Origin of the sequence: Burkholderia aenigmatica, assembly GCF_902499175.1 — a bacterium.
GTDB lineage: Bacteria > Pseudomonadota > Gammaproteobacteria > Burkholderiales > Burkholderiaceae > Burkholderia > Burkholderia aenigmatica.
The window spans coordinates 56,457-72,014 of the sequence record NZ_CABVQC010000011.1 but is presented as its reverse complement, the minus strand read 5'-3'; the positions used below and the strand labels follow the sequence as shown (position 1 = coordinate 72,014).

14 protein-coding genes are annotated in these 15,558 nt (G+C 65.5%); 6 read left to right on the top strand and 8 right to left on the bottom strand.

What is annotated here, in order from left to right:
• The first annotated feature begins 188 nt into the window (after positions 1-188).
• Positions 189-1,910: a gamma-glutamyltransferase gene (gene ggt / locus BDO18943_RS10520; protein WP_043183407.1), complete on the top strand. Its 1,722-nt coding sequence runs from the start codon at positions 189-191 to the stop codon at positions 1,908-1,910.
• 87 nt (positions 1,911-1,997) lie between these two features.
• Here ggt and BDO18943_RS10515 read toward each other — a convergent pair whose 3' ends face one another.
• Positions 1,998-2,921: an alpha/beta fold hydrolase gene (locus tag BDO18943_RS10515; RefSeq protein WP_175022229.1), complete on the bottom strand. Its 924-nt coding sequence runs from the start codon at positions 2,919-2,921 to the stop codon at positions 1,998-2,000.
• A gap of 345 nt (positions 2,922-3,266) precedes the next feature.
• Here BDO18943_RS10515 and BDO18943_RS10510 point away from each other — a divergent pair, with 345 nt between their 5' ends.
• On the top strand, positions 3,267-3,716 hold the full coding sequence (locus BDO18943_RS10510) for a winged helix-turn-helix transcriptional regulator (protein ID WP_175022228.1): 450 nt from the start codon (positions 3,267-3,269) through the stop codon (positions 3,714-3,716).
• A 21-nt stretch (positions 3,717-3,737) separates the two neighbouring features.
• On the opposite strand, the gene BDO18943_RS10505 is transcribed toward BDO18943_RS10510, so the two are convergent.
• From BDO18943_RS10505 to BDO18943_RS10475, 7 genes are all read right to left on the bottom strand, one after another.
• Positions 3,738-4,349, bottom strand: coding sequence for an ANTAR domain-containing response regulator (locus tag BDO18943_RS10505; RefSeq protein ID WP_175022227.1), 612 nt, complete (start codon positions 4,347-4,349; stop codon positions 3,738-3,740).
• 6 nt (positions 4,350-4,355) lie between these two features.
• Complete coding sequence (locus BDO18943_RS10500; protein WP_175022226.1) at positions 4,356-5,498, bottom strand: transporter substrate-binding domain-containing protein; 1,143 nt, start codon at positions 5,496-5,498, stop codon at positions 4,356-4,358.
• A gap of 32 nt (positions 5,499-5,530) precedes the next feature.
• Entirely contained in the window at positions 5,531-7,090 is a 1,560-nt protein-coding gene (locus BDO18943_RS10495; RefSeq protein ID WP_175022225.1) for a nitric oxide reductase activation protein, read from the bottom strand.
• Positions 7,087-7,926 (bottom strand): CbbQ/NirQ/NorQ/GpvN family protein, encoded by an 840-nt coding sequence (locus BDO18943_RS10490; protein WP_175022224.1) that lies wholly within the window; start codon positions 7,924-7,926, stop codon positions 7,087-7,089. The genes BDO18943_RS10495 and BDO18943_RS10490 overlap by 4 nt, the downstream gene beginning before the upstream one ends.
• On the bottom strand, positions 7,926-8,408 hold the full coding sequence (locus tag BDO18943_RS10485) for an AmiS/UreI family transporter (protein WP_175022223.1): 483 nt from the start codon (positions 8,406-8,408) through the stop codon (positions 7,926-7,928). The genes BDO18943_RS10490 and BDO18943_RS10485 overlap by 1 nt, the downstream gene beginning before the upstream one ends.
• Before the next feature lie 68 nt (positions 8,409-8,476).
• The gene (locus BDO18943_RS10480; RefSeq protein ID WP_175022222.1) at positions 8,477-9,514 is read right to left on the bottom strand and encodes an aliphatic amidase; all 1,038 of its coding nucleotides are present in this window, start codon (positions 9,512-9,514) and stop codon (positions 8,477-8,479) included.
• A gap of 486 nt (positions 9,515-10,000) precedes the next feature.
• The gene (locus tag BDO18943_RS10475; RefSeq protein ID WP_175022221.1) at positions 10,001-11,416 is read right to left on the bottom strand and encodes a TolC family protein; all 1,416 of its coding nucleotides are present in this window, start codon (positions 11,414-11,416) and stop codon (positions 10,001-10,003) included.
• Positions 11,417-11,697: 281 nt separating this feature from the next.
• On the opposite strand from BDO18943_RS10475, the gene BDO18943_RS10470 reads away from it, so the two are divergent.
• From BDO18943_RS10470 to BDO18943_RS10455, 4 genes are all read left to right on the top strand, one after another.
• Positions 11,698-11,871 carry a hypothetical protein gene (locus BDO18943_RS10470; RefSeq protein ID WP_006495012.1) on the top strand — a complete coding sequence of 58 codons (174 nt, stop codon included), beginning with the start codon at positions 11,698-11,700 and terminating at the stop codon, positions 11,869-11,871.
• A 222-nt stretch (positions 11,872-12,093) separates the two neighbouring features.
• Complete coding sequence (locus BDO18943_RS10465) at positions 12,094-12,279, top strand: hypothetical protein (protein ID WP_031396799.1); 186 nt, start codon at positions 12,094-12,096, stop codon at positions 12,277-12,279.
• A 145-nt stretch (positions 12,280-12,424) separates the two neighbouring features.
• A complete protein-coding gene (locus tag BDO18943_RS10460; RefSeq protein ID WP_175022220.1) occupies positions 12,425-14,545 on the top strand; it encodes a peptidase domain-containing ABC transporter in 2,121 nt (706 codons plus the stop codon).
• Positions 14,542-15,546 carry a lysophospholipid acyltransferase family protein gene (locus BDO18943_RS10455; RefSeq protein WP_175022219.1) on the top strand — a complete coding sequence of 335 codons (1,005 nt, stop codon included), beginning with the start codon at positions 14,542-14,544 and terminating at the stop codon, positions 15,544-15,546. Before BDO18943_RS10460 ends, BDO18943_RS10455 begins: the two co-directional genes overlap by 4 nt.
• The last annotated feature ends 12 nt before the right edge of the window (positions 15,547-15,558 follow it).

Sequence of the window (15,558 nt, the reverse complement as noted above, 5' to 3'; positions counted from 1 at the left end):
CGCATGCAGGTTGAAAAGCTGCGGCATGACCGCGCGCACATAACGACTGCGCTTTCGTTGCACGTCACGTGTTCGACCCTTTTTGTCCCCCTATACTACGAAACCGGAGATGGCCGTCGGCGTGCCAGCGGCCATGAGCGGAACAGGTGCTTTTCCTGCCTGAAGGAGATCCACATGGGGGACATGCAATGACTACGCTGAATCGCTTCAAAACATCCGCTGTCGTGCTCGCGACGGTGGCCGGCATCGGTTTCCTGCCGAACGCGCCCGTCTATGCGAAGGGGCCGCAGCCGGCCGTCCTGACGAGCTCCGCAGTCGCGGTGGCCGACAAGTACAGCGCGGATGCCGCGGAGCGGATCTTCAAGGAAGGCGGCAATGCGATCGACGCGGCCGTCGCGATCGCGTTCACGCTTGCCGTCACGTATCCGGAAGCCGGCAACATCGGCGGCGGCGGCTTCATGACGATCTACAAGGACGGCAAGCCGTACTTCATCGACTACCGCGAGCGTGCGCCGCTCGCCGCGACGAAGGACATGTATCTCGACAAGGACGGCAACGTCGTCAAGGGCATGAGCCTGTACGGCCCGCGCGCGGTCGGCGTGCCGGGCACGGTCGCGGGCATGTGGGAAGCGCAGAAGCGCTTCGGCAAGCTGAAGTGGAAGCAGGTGCTCGCGCCGGCGATCCACTATGCGCGCGACGGCTTCGTCGTCGACGAGCAGCTCGCGCAGCGCGGCGTCGACGCATCGAAGGAGTTCGGCGGCAAGACCAACTTCGACAAGTATTTCTCCGGGCTGAAGGCCGGCGTGAACTTCAAGCAACCGGATCTCGCCGACGTGCTGACGCGCATCGCGAACGATGGCGCGGAAGGTTTCTACAAGGGCAAGACGGCCGAGCTGATCGCCGCATCGATGAAGACCGGCGACGGCAACGGGCTGATCACCACCGAGGATCTTGCGCAGTACCGCGCGGTGTGGCGCCAGCCGGTGCAGGCGAAGTGGAACGGCTATGACGTGATCACCGCGCCGCCCCCGAGCTCGGGCGGTATCGGCCTCGTGCAACTGCTGAAGATGAAGGCCGACCTCAAGCAGGATTTCGAGGGTGTGAAGCTCAACTCGCCGCAGTACATCCACCTCGTCGCGGAAATCGAGAAGCGCGTGTTCGCCGATCGTGCGCAGTATCTCGGCGATCCCGATTTCTACAAGGTGCCGATCGCGCAGCTGACCGACGACGCGTATATCGCGAAGCGCGCGGGCGAAGTCAACCCGAAGGAGCCGTCGGATACGAAGAGCGTTCAGCCGGGCCTCGGCACGACGATGCCGGAGAAGGCTGAAACGACGCACTTCTCGGTGGTCGACAAGTGGGGCAATGCGGTGTCGAACACGTACACGATCAACGGCTATTTCGGCTCGGGCGTGATCGCCGACGGCACGGGCATCGTGCTGAACGACGAGATGGACGACTTCTCCGCGAAGCCGGGCGTCGCGAACATGTTCGGCGTGGTCGGCAGCGACGCGAACGCGATCGAACCGAAGAAGCGCCCGCTGTCGTCGATGTCGCCGACGATCATGACGAAGGACGGCAAGGTATCGCTCGTGATCGGCACACCGGGCGGCTCGCGCATCTTCACGTCGATCTTCCAGGTGATCAACAACATCTACGACTTCAAGATGCCGTTGAAGGAGGCCGTCGGCGCGATGCGCTTTCATCACCAGTTGCTGCCGCCGAACACGATCTTCTGGGAGCCGTACCACCCGATCGAAGGCGAACTCGCGAAGCAGATCGAGGCGCGTGGCTACACGCTGAAGGGGCAGGATTTCAGCGGCGACATCCAGGTGATCAAGATCGACGGCAAGACGCCGGAGGCGATGGCCGATCCGCGCGGGCGTGGCGTGACGCGGATCATCCACTGACGTGAAGGGGGGCGTGCGCGGTTGCGAAGGCGGCCGCGCACGTCGTGTTCCGCAGTCCGGTGTCGTGCAGCCGGCTGCGGAACACACTCAGCCGGTGGTCCGGATGAATTCGGCGATGCGTGCCGCGATGGCGTCGGGCGCATCCTCGAAGCAGTAATGTCCGACGCCCGTCAGCCGCTCGACGGGCGCGGACGGAAACAGTGCCGTGAAGAGCGGCAGGAAGTGTTCGGCGCCGAGCGTTCGATCGGCGTCTCCCCAGATCGCGAGCGCGGGCTTTTCGCGTATCGCGCGCAGCGCCGCCGCATCGGGCTCCTCGAACCGGTGCGCGCCGGCGGCAAATCCACGGGCCCATCCGATCGCGCCGAGACAGTCCGCCGGTTGCGCGAATGGCGCACCGTATGCGGCGATCCAGGTGTCGTTGACGATCGCGTGATTTTCGAACCCGTTCAGCTTCAGCGTGCTCAGGATGTTGAAGCCGAGCTGGCCGAGCACCGTCTCCAGCGTATCGTCTGCCGCCGCGCGCATGATCCACTGGAACCACGGCGCATCGCGACCGTTCGCGGTCAGGCGTTCGACCAGATCGGGCTGGCCGAACGGCGTCGGCCCGTTCGCGGACACGATGCGCCGAATGCGATCCGGATGCCGTGCGGCGAGCCCCATGCCGACCGGGCCACCGAAATCGTGCATCACGAGCGTGATGCGATCGAGGCCGAGCGCGAGCACGAAACGCTCCAGATTGTCGATATGGTCCTGCAGCCAGTAACTGCGGTCCTGCGGCGTCGCGCTTTTGCCGAAGCCCATGTGATCGGGGACGACGACGCGGTGGGTCGGACTCAGCGCCGCAATCAGATGACGGAACAGATAGCCCCACGTGGGTTCGCCATGCAGGCACAGGATGGTTTCGCCGTCGTGCGGGCCTTCGTCCACGTAGTGCATCCGGAAGCCGGATGCGTCGTAGAAATGCGGGGCGAATGGAAAGGTGCCATCGAACGTGGCATCGGACCGGATCATCGAACGCTCCTTCGGATAGGTTGGTTTCAAGTTGAAACCGAATCGAAGCGTAGGATATGTGGTTTCAAATTGCAACCAAAAAAGTGGCTGTTCCAATTGCCGAATGACTGTGTCATTGGTGCGAGATGGCGCACTGGAACGGAGCAGTACCGGATTTTGTAGGCCGAACGTAGAGGCTTGATTGCTAATCGGGCTCGAATCGATCGTTCTTTTCGTCGATCGCGAACAGTCGGGCTTCGTGCGATTGATCTTTCGCGTGACGGGTTTTATATTGCAACCATTCATTTCAACGGGAACGACCGCCGTTCCGACCGCATTCCCGGTACGGCGTCACCGCATGCATCGATGAACAGACGAACCACGCATGAAGACTCCCCCTGCGGCGTAGCCCGCCCGCTGGACGCGATCGGCGACTGGTGGTCGCTGCTGATCGTCCGCGACGCGTTCGATGGGCTGAGCCGCTTCGGCGAATTCCAGAAGAATCTCGGGCTGGCCAAGAACATCCTTGCCGCGCGCCTGCGCAATCTGGTCGCACACGGGATCATGGACATCGTGCCGGCCGCGGACGGCGGCGCGCATCGCGAATACGTGCTGACCGAGAAAGGGCGCGGCCTGTTTCCGCTGCTCGTCGCGCTGCGGCAGTGGGGGGAGGATTTCTTCTTCGAACCGGACGAGGCGCACGTGCTGCTCGTCGACCGGAAGACCGGGCTGCCGGTCAGGAAGCTCGAGCTGCGTTCGCAGGACGGGCGCGTGCTTGGGCCGGAGGATACGGTCGTGTTGCCGCCGCCGGACTGACGTCCGGCAATCGCGCTCGAGTTACCGCTTCAGCAGCGCATGCGCCTGCACGATCTGCTCGGCGAGCTGGTTGATCGAAATACGCCGCTCCATCGCCTGCGAGCGGATCTGCTGATAGGCCTCTTCTTCGCTGATCGCGTTGTGCTGCATCAGCAGCGTCTTCGCTTCCTGCAGCGTGCGCACGGACATCACGCGCTGTTCGAGCTGCGCGATGCGGCGCCGGTATTCGTCGTGCCGGCGGCTCTGGTGGCACGCGAGCGCCATCGCGCTCAACAGGCCGAACGAGCGCACCGGCGTCGTCACCGCGCTCTGTGCATCGATGCGTAGCATCAGTTCGAGGATCGTCGGGCTTTCATAGGTCGTGACGGCGATGAGCGGCGGTCGTGCGTCGTCCTCCAGCCACGGGATCGACAGGTGCAGCAGGTCGGGCCGGACCGCGAGAATCACGAGGTCGACGCTCTCCGGTAACGCGGTGGGCGGCGGCCAGCGCTGTTCGCTCGGGCAGCCGATGCGCGACAGTTGCTCGACGAGCAGCAGGCCGTTGTCGTCGTCCGGGTAGTACACCATCACGCGGAGCGAGCGCAGTTCGGCGAGCAGGCGCGGCGTCGAACGGATCGGGGTGCGGGCGCGCATCGTCGGTTACGCCTTCTGTTCGTCGGGCGCGTGCACGCGGTCGCCGAGCGAATGCGTGACGAGGTACGGATCGGGATGCACGCATCGCGTCGCTTCGCGCACGATCGTGAAGTTGCCGTCGGCCGTCGCGCAGCCGATGCGCGGGTAGAGGCACGTGTGCTGCGTGAGCCGGTCGATCTTGACGCGCCCCTGCGGCGCATCGAATTCCGCATCCGCGAGATGTTCGACGAGCCGGTCGCGCTGATCGGTGCCGGCATGCGCGAGCGCATTGGCGAACAGGTGCACCTGGAAATACGCGGCTTCCCATGGTGCGGACGCGCTCGCGTCATTGCCGAAGCGCGCCTTGAGCTGCGCGATGCAGCGCCGGTTCACGTCCGAATCGATGGTCTGGAAATAGGGCGACGATGTGTAGTGGCCAGCCGCGGCCGCGCCCATCTGACCGAGCTCGATCTCGGAGGTCGTCAGGCTCGCGATCGGCATCTTGCGTGCGTCGAGGCCGGCTTGCGCATACGCGCGGTAGAACGCGGCCGTGCTGTCGCCCACCAGCGTGCTGAACACGAAGTCGGGCGCCTTCGCGCGGATGTCCTCGACCACCGCCGCGAAATCCTGCTCGGACGCAACCAGCGGCATGTACACCTCGCCGAGGATCTGGCCTTCCGGATGCTGCGTGACGAGGTCGATCATGATGCGGTTCGACTCGTACGGATAGATGTAGTCGGATCCGACCAGGTACACGCGCGCGCCGAACTGCGCGGTCATGAACGCGGCAAGCTGCACGCTGTTCTGGTTGGGCGCCGCGCCCGTGTAGATCACATTCGGCGAGAACTCGAAGCCTTCGTAGAGCGTCGGGTAGAACAGCAGCTTGTCCCACTTCTCGACGATCGGAATCAGCGCCTTGCGGCTGCTCGACATGTATCCGCCGAACAGCACATTCACGCGTTCGGTGGCGATCAGCGCTTCGGCGAGCCGCGCGTAGACGGCCGGGTCCGAGCAGGCATCGCGCACGACGGGCACGATCTCGCAGCCGTTCGCGCCGCCCGCTTCGTTGATCTCGGCGATCGCCTGCAAGGTGCCGCGCAACTGGCTTTGGCCAAGGTGCGACGTGCATCCGCTCTGCGAGAACAATACGCCAACCTTCACACTGTTCATTCGGTCGTTCCTGTTTCTTCCGGGTGGGGCCGTCACGCGGTCAGGTGCCCGGCCGCGTGTGCGACGACGGCCGGCAAGGCGTCGCCGTTCGCCGCGTGGACGCAGCTCGGGCCGACGCCAAGTATTGTAGACAACCCGGGCGGCGCGCCGAACGACAAACCGGCGATCGCGACACCGCGCTGCCGGCCCTGGCGTGCCGCGTGGCGCGCATCCTCGACCAGGTAGCGCGGGTCGAACACGTCGATGTCGGCGGCTTCGCCGTCGCCGATCATCAGCACGGCGGCCCGTGCGCTCGCGGCTTCGCAGCGCAGCAACGCCAGCGCATGGCGCAATGCCGCGCCCGTGCGCGTGCTCATCCCGCTGTCGGCTGCGAGCAGCGCCGCTCGGCGGCCGGCGTCGAACGCGTCGCCGAAATCCTTGAAGCGCGCGTAATACACGCGATGCCGGCCGTCCGACGTGTAGCCGTGCACGGCCCAGCGCCGCCGCTGCCGGTCGAACAGGTCGCCGAGCACGAACGCCGCGCGCTTTTCGAGCGTGGCAACCTGCGCGGCCGTCGACGCCGACAGGTCGAGCAGGATCAGCACGGGCCCGCGCGCGTCTTGCGGCACGCGGCGACGGAACACGCGTGGATCGGGCGCGTGCCCGGCGCGACGTGAGATCCGTGCGGCGATCACGGCATCGACGTCGAGCGCGTCGCCATCGAGCTGGCGGCCGACGCGTCGCATCGGCTCGGCTGCACGAGGAGACGGCACCCGCTTCGCCGTGCGCCGGTCGGCTTCGATCAGCGCGGCAAGCGCACGGGGTGGCACCGACGTGGCCGGCGCGCGTTCGACGATCGTCGCCCAGTCGCGGCGTTCGCGCTGCGTGTGGCAATTCCACTCGGGGTAGCGCGGCGCATCGGGCGCGGGCGGCGGTTCGTCGTCGGGTTCGTCGCTGTGGCCGCCGGTCGAGGCTGACATCTCGACGCCTTCGTTGCCTGCCTGTTCGGCCGCGACGGCGGCCGGTTGTGCCCACAGCCACGCATTGTCGTCGCGATAGGGCAGCCATGCGCCGTCGTCAGGCTCGAAACGCACGCGCATCTGGCCGAGATCGTTTGCGAGCCGCGATGCGACCGTGCGAAACGCACGGTAGTCGTCGAGCATATCGCGTCGTTCGTTGAACAGTTGCACGCCCTTGTCGACCCACGGATTGCCGTCGCGATATGACGGATCGAACAGCGCTTTCGCGAGCCGCGCGCACAGGCGGCCGAACGTGAGCCCTTCTCGGTCGATCGGCGCGAACGCGGGTGCCCAGAAGGTCGCGAGTCCCGGCCATCTGCGCGCGAGCAGCGCTTCGACGCGCGCATCCTCGATCAGCCCGGCGACGGCGATGCCGATCGGCGTCAGCGTGTCGGCCGGTTCGCCCGGCGGCGAATGCAGCCAGTGTGCCAGCGCGTGCGCGGCCGCCGCGATGCGCGCCTCGGGCGGCAACGCGCGCGGCACACGCAGCGCGGCATGGCCGAGCGTCGTGCGCAGTGTCGCATCGTCGAGCCGCACGTCGGTCTCGTGCGCGGTCATCCCGTGCAGGAAGCGGGCGAGTTGCAGTGCGCTCATGTCGCGAAGTGCGCGGCGGCCATCGTCTGCAACGCGACACGCGTGTCGGCGTCGTCGGTCGCCGCGTCGCTGATCGCGATCCGGCACGCATCGAGCGGCGGGAGCCCGGCGACGATCAGGCGGGCCGCGTGGACGAGCAGGCGCGTCGACGCACCTTCGTCGAGCCCGTTGCCCGCCTGTGCCAACGCGCGCGTGCGCTGCGCGAGATCGACGAGCCGGCGCGCGGTGTCGGGGTCGGCACCGCTTTCGCGCACGACGACGTCGGCTTCATGCGCGGCATCCGGATAGCCGAAGTCGATCGCAACGAAACGTTGGCGCGTCGACGGCTTCAGCCGTCGGTGCTCGCCGTGATAGCCAGGGTTGTACGAGATCACCAGATGGAAATCCGGATGCGCATGCACGACCTCGCCGAGCCGGTCGAGCGGCAGCACGCGCCGCGAGTCGGTCAGCGGATGGATCACGACCGTTGCGTCGGGGCGCGCCTCGACGATCTCGTCGAGATAGCAGATCGCGCCATGCCGCGCCGCGAGCGTGAGCGGCCCGTCGGCCCAGTAGGTGCCGTCGGCGTCGAGCAGGTGGCGGCCGGTCAGGTCGGCCGCCGACGTGTCGTCGTTGCACGCGACCTGGATCAGCGGCAGGCCCATGCGCCACGCCATGTACTCGACGAAACGCGTCTTGCCGCAACCGGTCGGCCCTTTCAGCAGGACCGGCAGGTGATGGCGACAGGCCGTCTCGAACCAGTCGGCCTCGGCGCCGGCCGCCTGGTAGAACGGTGCGTCGGCGATGCGGTGCCCGGCGAGCGGATCGGTGGCCAGCGGCGTATCGCGTGCGCTCATTACCACCTCCCCGTCATCATCAACATGCCGGGCAGCCAGCAGGTGCCGACGCCGATCGCGATCGTGTAGCCCGGCAGGAAGCGCACGCGCCGCTTCAGCCCGAGCGCGACGAAGAACAGGAACCACAGGCTCGACCACAGCAGCCACATCGCGCCGAAACGCACGTCGTGCGACGTGCCGGCATAGACGAGCGCACTGATCGCGACGAACAGGCAATACCAGCCGAGGCCGGCGCCTTGCAGCCCGCGCCACTGGACGGCGGCGAGGTACAGGTACGTGAATGCGAATAGCAGGCCGCCCGCGCTGGAGAAATATTGCTGCGGCTCCGAGGCCTGCACGAGGCCGACGAGGTTGATCAGCAGCGCGAGCAGCCCGACCAGCAGGTTCAGGCCGGCCGCGTCGCGCGGTTCGATGCGGCCGGTGAGTGCGACGCCGTTGACGACCAGCACCGCGCCGATGAAGAAGAGAGCGACACCGAGCATGATGAAGGCTCCAGAGTGAGACGGAGCCGTTCGCGCATGCGGCGCGAACGGCCGGGCGGGGCGCGGGTTCAGCGGTGCGCGGGCGCTTCGGACGGAATGCCTTCGATCGGGCATTCGGGCGTGCCGGGTGTTGCACGCGTGAGGCGTTCGACGGCCTGGCGCGTGCCGTCCGGGTCGTTCACCCAGTTCGCATAGAACTCGAACGGGCATTGTGCGACGCCGTTCGGCGATTCGCCGGAACCGATCTTGCCCGTGTAACCGCGGTGCAGCAGCTTGTACAGGTGGTTTTGTGACTGCATGTTGCGGCGCGCGTCGCGGATCAGGCTCACCGACAGCTCCGCATACTGCACGCCGTTTTCTTCCTCGCCGCATTCGCCGAGCGTGCGGCCGTCGAAGCCGACGATCGCCGAGTGGCCGAAATACGAATACACGCCGTCGAACCCGGACGCATTCGCGACCGCGACGTAGCAGTTGTTCATGAACGCCATCGCCTTCGACACGAGCACCTGCTGGTCCTTTGCCGGGTACATGTAGCCCTGGCAGCGCACGACGAGCTCGGCGCCGCGCATCGCGCAGTCGCGCCAGATTTCCGGGTAGTTGCCGTCGTCGCAGATGATCAGGCTGATCTTGAGCCCCTTCGGCCCTTCGGCGACATACGTGCAGTCGCCCGGATACCATCCTTCGACCGGCACCCACGGCATGATCTTGCGGTACTTCTGCACGATCTCGCCCTGGTTGTTGATCAGCACGAGCGTGTTGTACGGCGCCTTGTCCGGGTGTTCCTCATGGCGCTCGCCGGTCAGCGAGAACACGCCCCACACGTTGGCCTTGCGGCACGCGGCCGCGAAGATGTCGGTTTCCTCGCCAGGGATCGTCGAGGCCGTGTCGTACATCTCCTTCGCGTCGTACATGATCCCGTGCGTCGAATATTCGGGAAACACGATGAGGTCCATGCCGGGCAGGCCGCGCTTGATGCCGACCACGCGCTCCGCGATTTCACGGGCGTTCGCGATCACATCGGCGCGCGTGTGCAGGCGCGGCATCTTGTACTGGACGACGGCGACGCCGACGGCGTCGTTGCTGCTGGAAATATCGCCATGACGCATGGTGTGCTCCTGGTTCGGGTGAAGACGTGCGTTTTTGAAAGGCAAAAAAAAGCCCTTGCCTCGACGAGCGAGGCAAGGGCTTCTTTGCCGGTCCGTTCATCCGACAACGCTGTCGGATAACGGGAATGCGGATGGGTGGCCCGATGTCGGGCCGGCGAAGCGCGGGCTAGCGGGCACGCGCTGCGCACGATCGTGGGACGTCTTTGTCCGCCGGATCGATGGGATGCACTCTAGGCAAAGTTTCTTTTGGACGCAACATCGCGTATACCCCTGCACGTTGCGATCAAGCAGCGACCGACGCGGCTTGCGATCGGGATCGTGCATTGCGTCGGGCGATCGCGCGGGGTCGGACGCAAGTTCGCTCGAACGACGGGACGATACCGCATCGCGATGGCGTCGATGGATCGACCGGCCGGAACATCGGCATTAGCGAGAAAGGTTGCGCATACAACCTTTTATCGCGTGCCGACGCGCATCGAACCGCATTCAACCACGGTCGTTTGCCGCGTTGCTTTCGAGGAAGCTGTCCACCGCGATCAGCGATTGTTCGTCGAGCGTACCGAGCACGCTTTTCAGCTTCAACTGCAGCTTCAGCGCATCGAGATAGCTGTCGAACAGCTTCTGCCGGATGCCCGAGATATCGCGCCGCAGGTTCAGCGTTTCGTACGTCGTGCTGTAGCCGACCTGATGCGCCTTCATCGACGAATCGTACGCGAGCCGGGCAGCCTGTAGCGACTGCTGCAGCGCGCGGATGCGCTTGCCGACCGATTCGAGCGCGGACAGCGCCTCGCGATGATCGGTGCCCAGTTGCTCCTCGACCTCGCGCAGCCGGTTGCGGTACTGCTCGGTCACGTGCTCGGCTTCCACCTGCCGGTAGTACACGCTGCCGCCGGAGAAGATCGGGATCGTCACCTGCACGCCGATCGCGCTCTGATGGAAGTCCGAGCGATCGGTGAGCCCGCGCAGGTTCGGGTTGAGCCCGCGCGAATACGACGCGAACAGGTCGACGGTCGGCAAGTGCTCGGCGCTGACGCGCTTCGCGGCGAGCCGCGCGACCTGGACGTCGCGATACGCCTGCCGGTACGCGGGGTTGTCCTGCGGCGCGTACTCGCCCGACGGAATGCGCGGCGACGAGCCGCGCATCGCGAGCCGCGGCCAGCGCGAGAAATCGATCGTCGAACCGAGTAGCGTCTCGTAGCGCGCGCGGCGCGCGTCGACGTCGGTTTGCGCGAGGGCTTCGTCGGATTGCGCGAGGCTGCGGCGCGCCTCGATTTCGGCCGTATCGCCGATCGTCTTCATCCCGAGCTGCGCCATGCGTCGGGTATCGCTTTCGAGCCGGGTGAGCGCGTTCACTTCGTCGTCGGCCGACTGCAGTTTCTCGCGCGCGCTGAGCAGGTCGAAGCACGCATTCGCGACGCGCAGGATCAGGTCCTGTCTCGCCACCTCGAGTTTCTGCTTCGACGATTCCTCGTACTCGGTCGCGCGCCGCATGTCGTACAGGTAGGGCACGTTGAACAGCGCCTGCGTGACCTGCGCGGAACCGTAGGCGGCATTGCTCGACCCGCTGACATCGATGCCGAACAGGTTCGCGTGCGTGCCGTAGCGTCCCCATTCGAGTTGCGCGGCGGCTTGCGGCAGCATCTGCGCGCGTGCTTCCGGGAATTTCTGGCGCGCCGCGTCGTATTCGCTGCGCGCCTGCAGGTAGCGCGGATCGTGCACGACCGCGTACTGGAAGGCAGTGTCGAGGCAGAACGCGTGCGCGTTTGCGGACACTCCGATTATCGTTACAGCGAACAATGTCACGGTTGCAAGTCGGGGATTCCACCTAGTCGAAAAACTTGATAGGGAATTACCCGCACTCGGTGTTGCCGATCCGCGATTCGCGCGCCTCGTTTCAAACATGGCCGTCTCCGTCTCCTGCCCGTGCCGCAACGCATTGCGGCGGGATTTAAACGTTTTGAAATTGAAATTCAAACAGCGTGAATGCCTGCCATCCGTGACGCATCGGAAAACGCACCTGTAAGAGTGTGTCCTCCATTGAATTCCGATGCGATCGCATGATAGCCTGATTTCGGCTCGTAATCGCAGTGATTATTAGATTAACAAGTCGCTAGGGATTAAAAGCCGTTTGTCTTTCAATGAAGGTTCTTTGCATCATCTTTATTTTTTACGAGGAGAGAATGATGAAGGTCATGACGACGGAACAGGTCAGGAATGTGCATGGCGGCGGTGCGATCAGCTCGCTGGGTAGCCTCGCTGTTGACGCCGCGCCGGTGGTGACCGCGCTCGGCCAGTTCCTGCCGAGCCTCGGCAATTACCTGCAGAACCCGAAGACGTTCAATAACACCGGCAAGTAACCGCCGTGCGCGGGGAGGCGCCCCCCGCGCGAAATGCTGCGAAACAGAAGGAAAAGAATCGATCGCCGCAGTGGAAAAATCGAATCGGAAATGCATTATTTCCGGTTCGGGCGATTATCAGGAGGCAGGAGTGCCGGATTATCCCCGTAATAAAGTTAACGGCCATTTTGATTGCAATTGGCTGACGGTGGCGGCATTCCGAAAATATAAAGGCCACAACAAATGCGAGACATCACGGAAGAACAGGCCCGCCAGATTCGCGGCGGCGCGTCGCTTTACTCCAATTCGGCTGCCTATACGGTCGATCTCGTCAATCAGTCGATCGGGTCCACGCTCCAGGGCCTGATGACCCAGTACCAGACCCGCGCCGTCGAACAGTTCCGGATGTCGCTCGGCTCGTCGCGCTGAGCGGCCCGCCAAGCGGCCGGTAACACCGATCTTCCGTCGCAGCCGGCAGCATGCCGGCTGCGCCCATGCGACTCGCGCACGACCCGCCACGGGCCCGCTACCGGCAGGCCCGGGCGGCGCGTCGTCGCGCCCCGGGTGTCCGACCATGCTCTTCAATACGCGTAAAGTCCGTCCGGTCCTGCAGGACGAGGTGACGGAGTGCGGCCTGGCCTGCCTCGCGATGATCGCGTCGTGGCACGGGCGCGAAACGACATTGCGCACGCTGCGCAACCGCTATCCCGTCCGGATCGATTCCGGGCTGTCGTTCTTCGACCTGATGGAGATCTCGAACGATCTCGGCCTGCGTGCGCGCGGGCTGCAGTTCGATGCGGGCGAACTCGACGCGCTCAAGACGCCGTGCATCCTGCACTGGGGGATGAACCACTATGTCGTGCTGACGAAGGTCGGCTATGGCAGCGTGCACATCGTCGACCCCGCACTCGGCGAGACGAAGCTGCCGCTCGCGCAGGCGCTCACGCACATCACCGGCTATGCGCTCGAACTGAATCCGGACATCGGCTTCACGCGGGCGGGGCAGGCCGACCGGATCCGTCTGCGTGACTACCTCGAAGGGCTGACCGGCATCCGCAAGAGCCTCGCGATCGGCATCGCGGGCGGCGTCGCCGCGCAGCTCCTGCTGCTGCTCGGCCCGTCGTACGTGCAGCTGACGATCGACGAGGCGCTGAAGAAGACCGACGTCGACATCCTGTACCTGCTGACGATCCTGTTCGCGATCGTGTTCCTGTTCGACACGCTCTACGCGAACCTCGTCGGCAACATCAAGAGCTACCTGCGCAACATCGTGTCGCAGCAGTTGTCGGCGAACATGGTCGGGCATCTCGCGCGGCTGCCGATCGGGTACTTCCTGTTCCACAACACCGGCGATTCGATCTCGCGCGTGTCGTCGGTGTCGGAGGTCGGGCGCTTTCTCGTCGACGGGCTGGTCGGGGGGCTGCTCAATATCGTCACCTGCACGCTGACGCTCGTGCTGATGCTGTACTACAGCCCGGCGCTGGCCGGCATCAGCCTGGCCGGGATGGTGCTGTTCGCGCTGAGCCGGCTCGCGATCCAGCCGCAACTGCAGGACGCGATGTCGCAGATTCTCACACGCGGTGCCGAAGCCGACGCGCTGCTGATCGAGAACATCCGCTCCGCGCACTCGATCAAGCTGCTGTCGGCCGAGACCGCGCGCAGCAGCCTGTGGGTCAACGCGTTCACGCAGAAGCTGCAGGCGATGCGCCAGCAGGAGCGGTTGCAGTTGCTGTTCGATGCGATCTCGAAAGGGATCGTGCACGTCGAGCAGCTGGTGATCGTCACCTACGGCGCGTGGCTCGTGATGCATGGGCAGAGCACGATCGGCGTGATCTACGCATTCATCCAGTACAAGAACCTGTTCGCCGACAAGTTCATCGACTCGATCCAGCTCTACGTGCGCCGCAAGGTGTTGCAGGTGCATATGGACCGTGTCGCGGACGTGTTGCAGACCGAGACCGAGGAGCCCGCGCCGGACGCGGTCGTGCGGCCGGTCGACGGTTTTGACGGCGCACTGTCGATCCGTGCGCTGTCGTACACGCCGAAGGGCGGTCACCGGCCCATCCTGCGCGACATCGCGCTCGACGTGCCCGCAGGCAGCAAGATCGCGATCGTCGGCCGCACCGGCAGCGGCAAGACGACGCTGCTGAACCTGATCTGCGGGCTCGTGCGGCCCGAGCCCGGCACGCTGTTCGTCGGCGGCGTCGATCTCGCGGAAGTGAACTTGCGGCAGTACCGCAAGCATCTCGCGGCCGTCACGCAGTCCGACCAGCTGTTTCGCGGGACGATCCGCGACAACATCACGAACTTCGCGCCCGCGCCGCGGATCGGCGCGATGTTCGACGCGGCGAAGCTCGCGTGCATCCACGACGAGATCGAGCGGCTCGACCATCGCTACGACACGCCGCTCGGCGATACGCAGAAATTCCTGTCGGCCGGGCAGATGCAGCGGCTCCTGATCGCGCGGGCGCTGTATTGCGAGCCGCGCCTGCTGATCCTCGACGAATTTTCGTCGAACCTCGACCAGGCGACGACGCATGAGATCTGCCGCAACGTGCTGACGCTGCCGTGCACGATCGTGCTCGTCACGCACGATGCGTCGATCCTGTCGATGGTCGACCGGATCTACGAGATGCAGGACGGCGTATTGACCGATGCGACCGACGCATGGCGTTCGGCCGAGGAGACGCGGTGATGCTCGGACGACTCTTTCTGTTCAATTCATTCTCGTATGCGTTCCTCGTGCGGCGCGCGGTGCGTGCCGTCGCGCTGCGCACCTCGCCCGCGCGCGGGCTGCGGCTGATGCGCTGGTGCTCGGGCGCATGCCTGCGCTGCTTTCCGTGCATTCGCGAGTCGATCGAGCGCGCGGTCGCATACATGCTGAGCGCACACCTGAACGACGATCCGCGACGGGTGCGGGACGTGTCGGCGGCGATCGTGCGCGAACTGTTCGAAGCCGAGTTCGCGGGGCTCAAACTGCGTACGCACAGCCTCGAAGCGATGAAGTCGATGATCGACGGGATGGCGTGCGAAGGCGACGAGCAACTGCAGGCGGCGCTCGCGCGCGGCGGCCCGCTGATGCTCGCGGGGCTGCACTTCGGCAACCTGATGCTGTTCGTCACGAAGCTGCGCTTCATGATTCCCGACGACCGCAAGCTGATGGTGATCCTGCACCGCGATGCGCCGGGCGCGTTCTTCGACGATGCGCTGCGGCTCGTCGCCGAATACGGAGCCGGCGAAGTCGAATTCATCGACATCGAGGAGCGCGTGCACCTGCGCCGGCTGATCACGAGCCTGCGCCGCGAGGCGCCCGTGTTCCTGCTGTTCTCCGACCTGCACGGCAAGTTCGGCAAGACCAACCGCTGCCGGCTCGGCGGCCGCTGGGTGCGGATGGCCGGCGGCGGCGTGAAGCTCGCGGTCGAGCAGGGCATTCCGCTGCTCGTCGCGTATGCGACGGGCGTGCCGTTCCGCGATCGCTGCGCGGTGCATTTCACCGAGCTCGCGGCCAGCCCGCTCGCGCCGATGCTCGGCGCGGACGACGACGCGTCGCCCGTGCGCGCGACGCACCAGCGCATCGTCGACCGGCTCGAGCAGGCGCTCGTGCAACAGCCCGAGCAGTGGCATTTCTGGGAACACTTCACGCCTTACCTGATGCCGGCGCCGCTGCTCGATGCGGCCGCGCGGCGTCGCTCCTGACGAGCCCGCCCC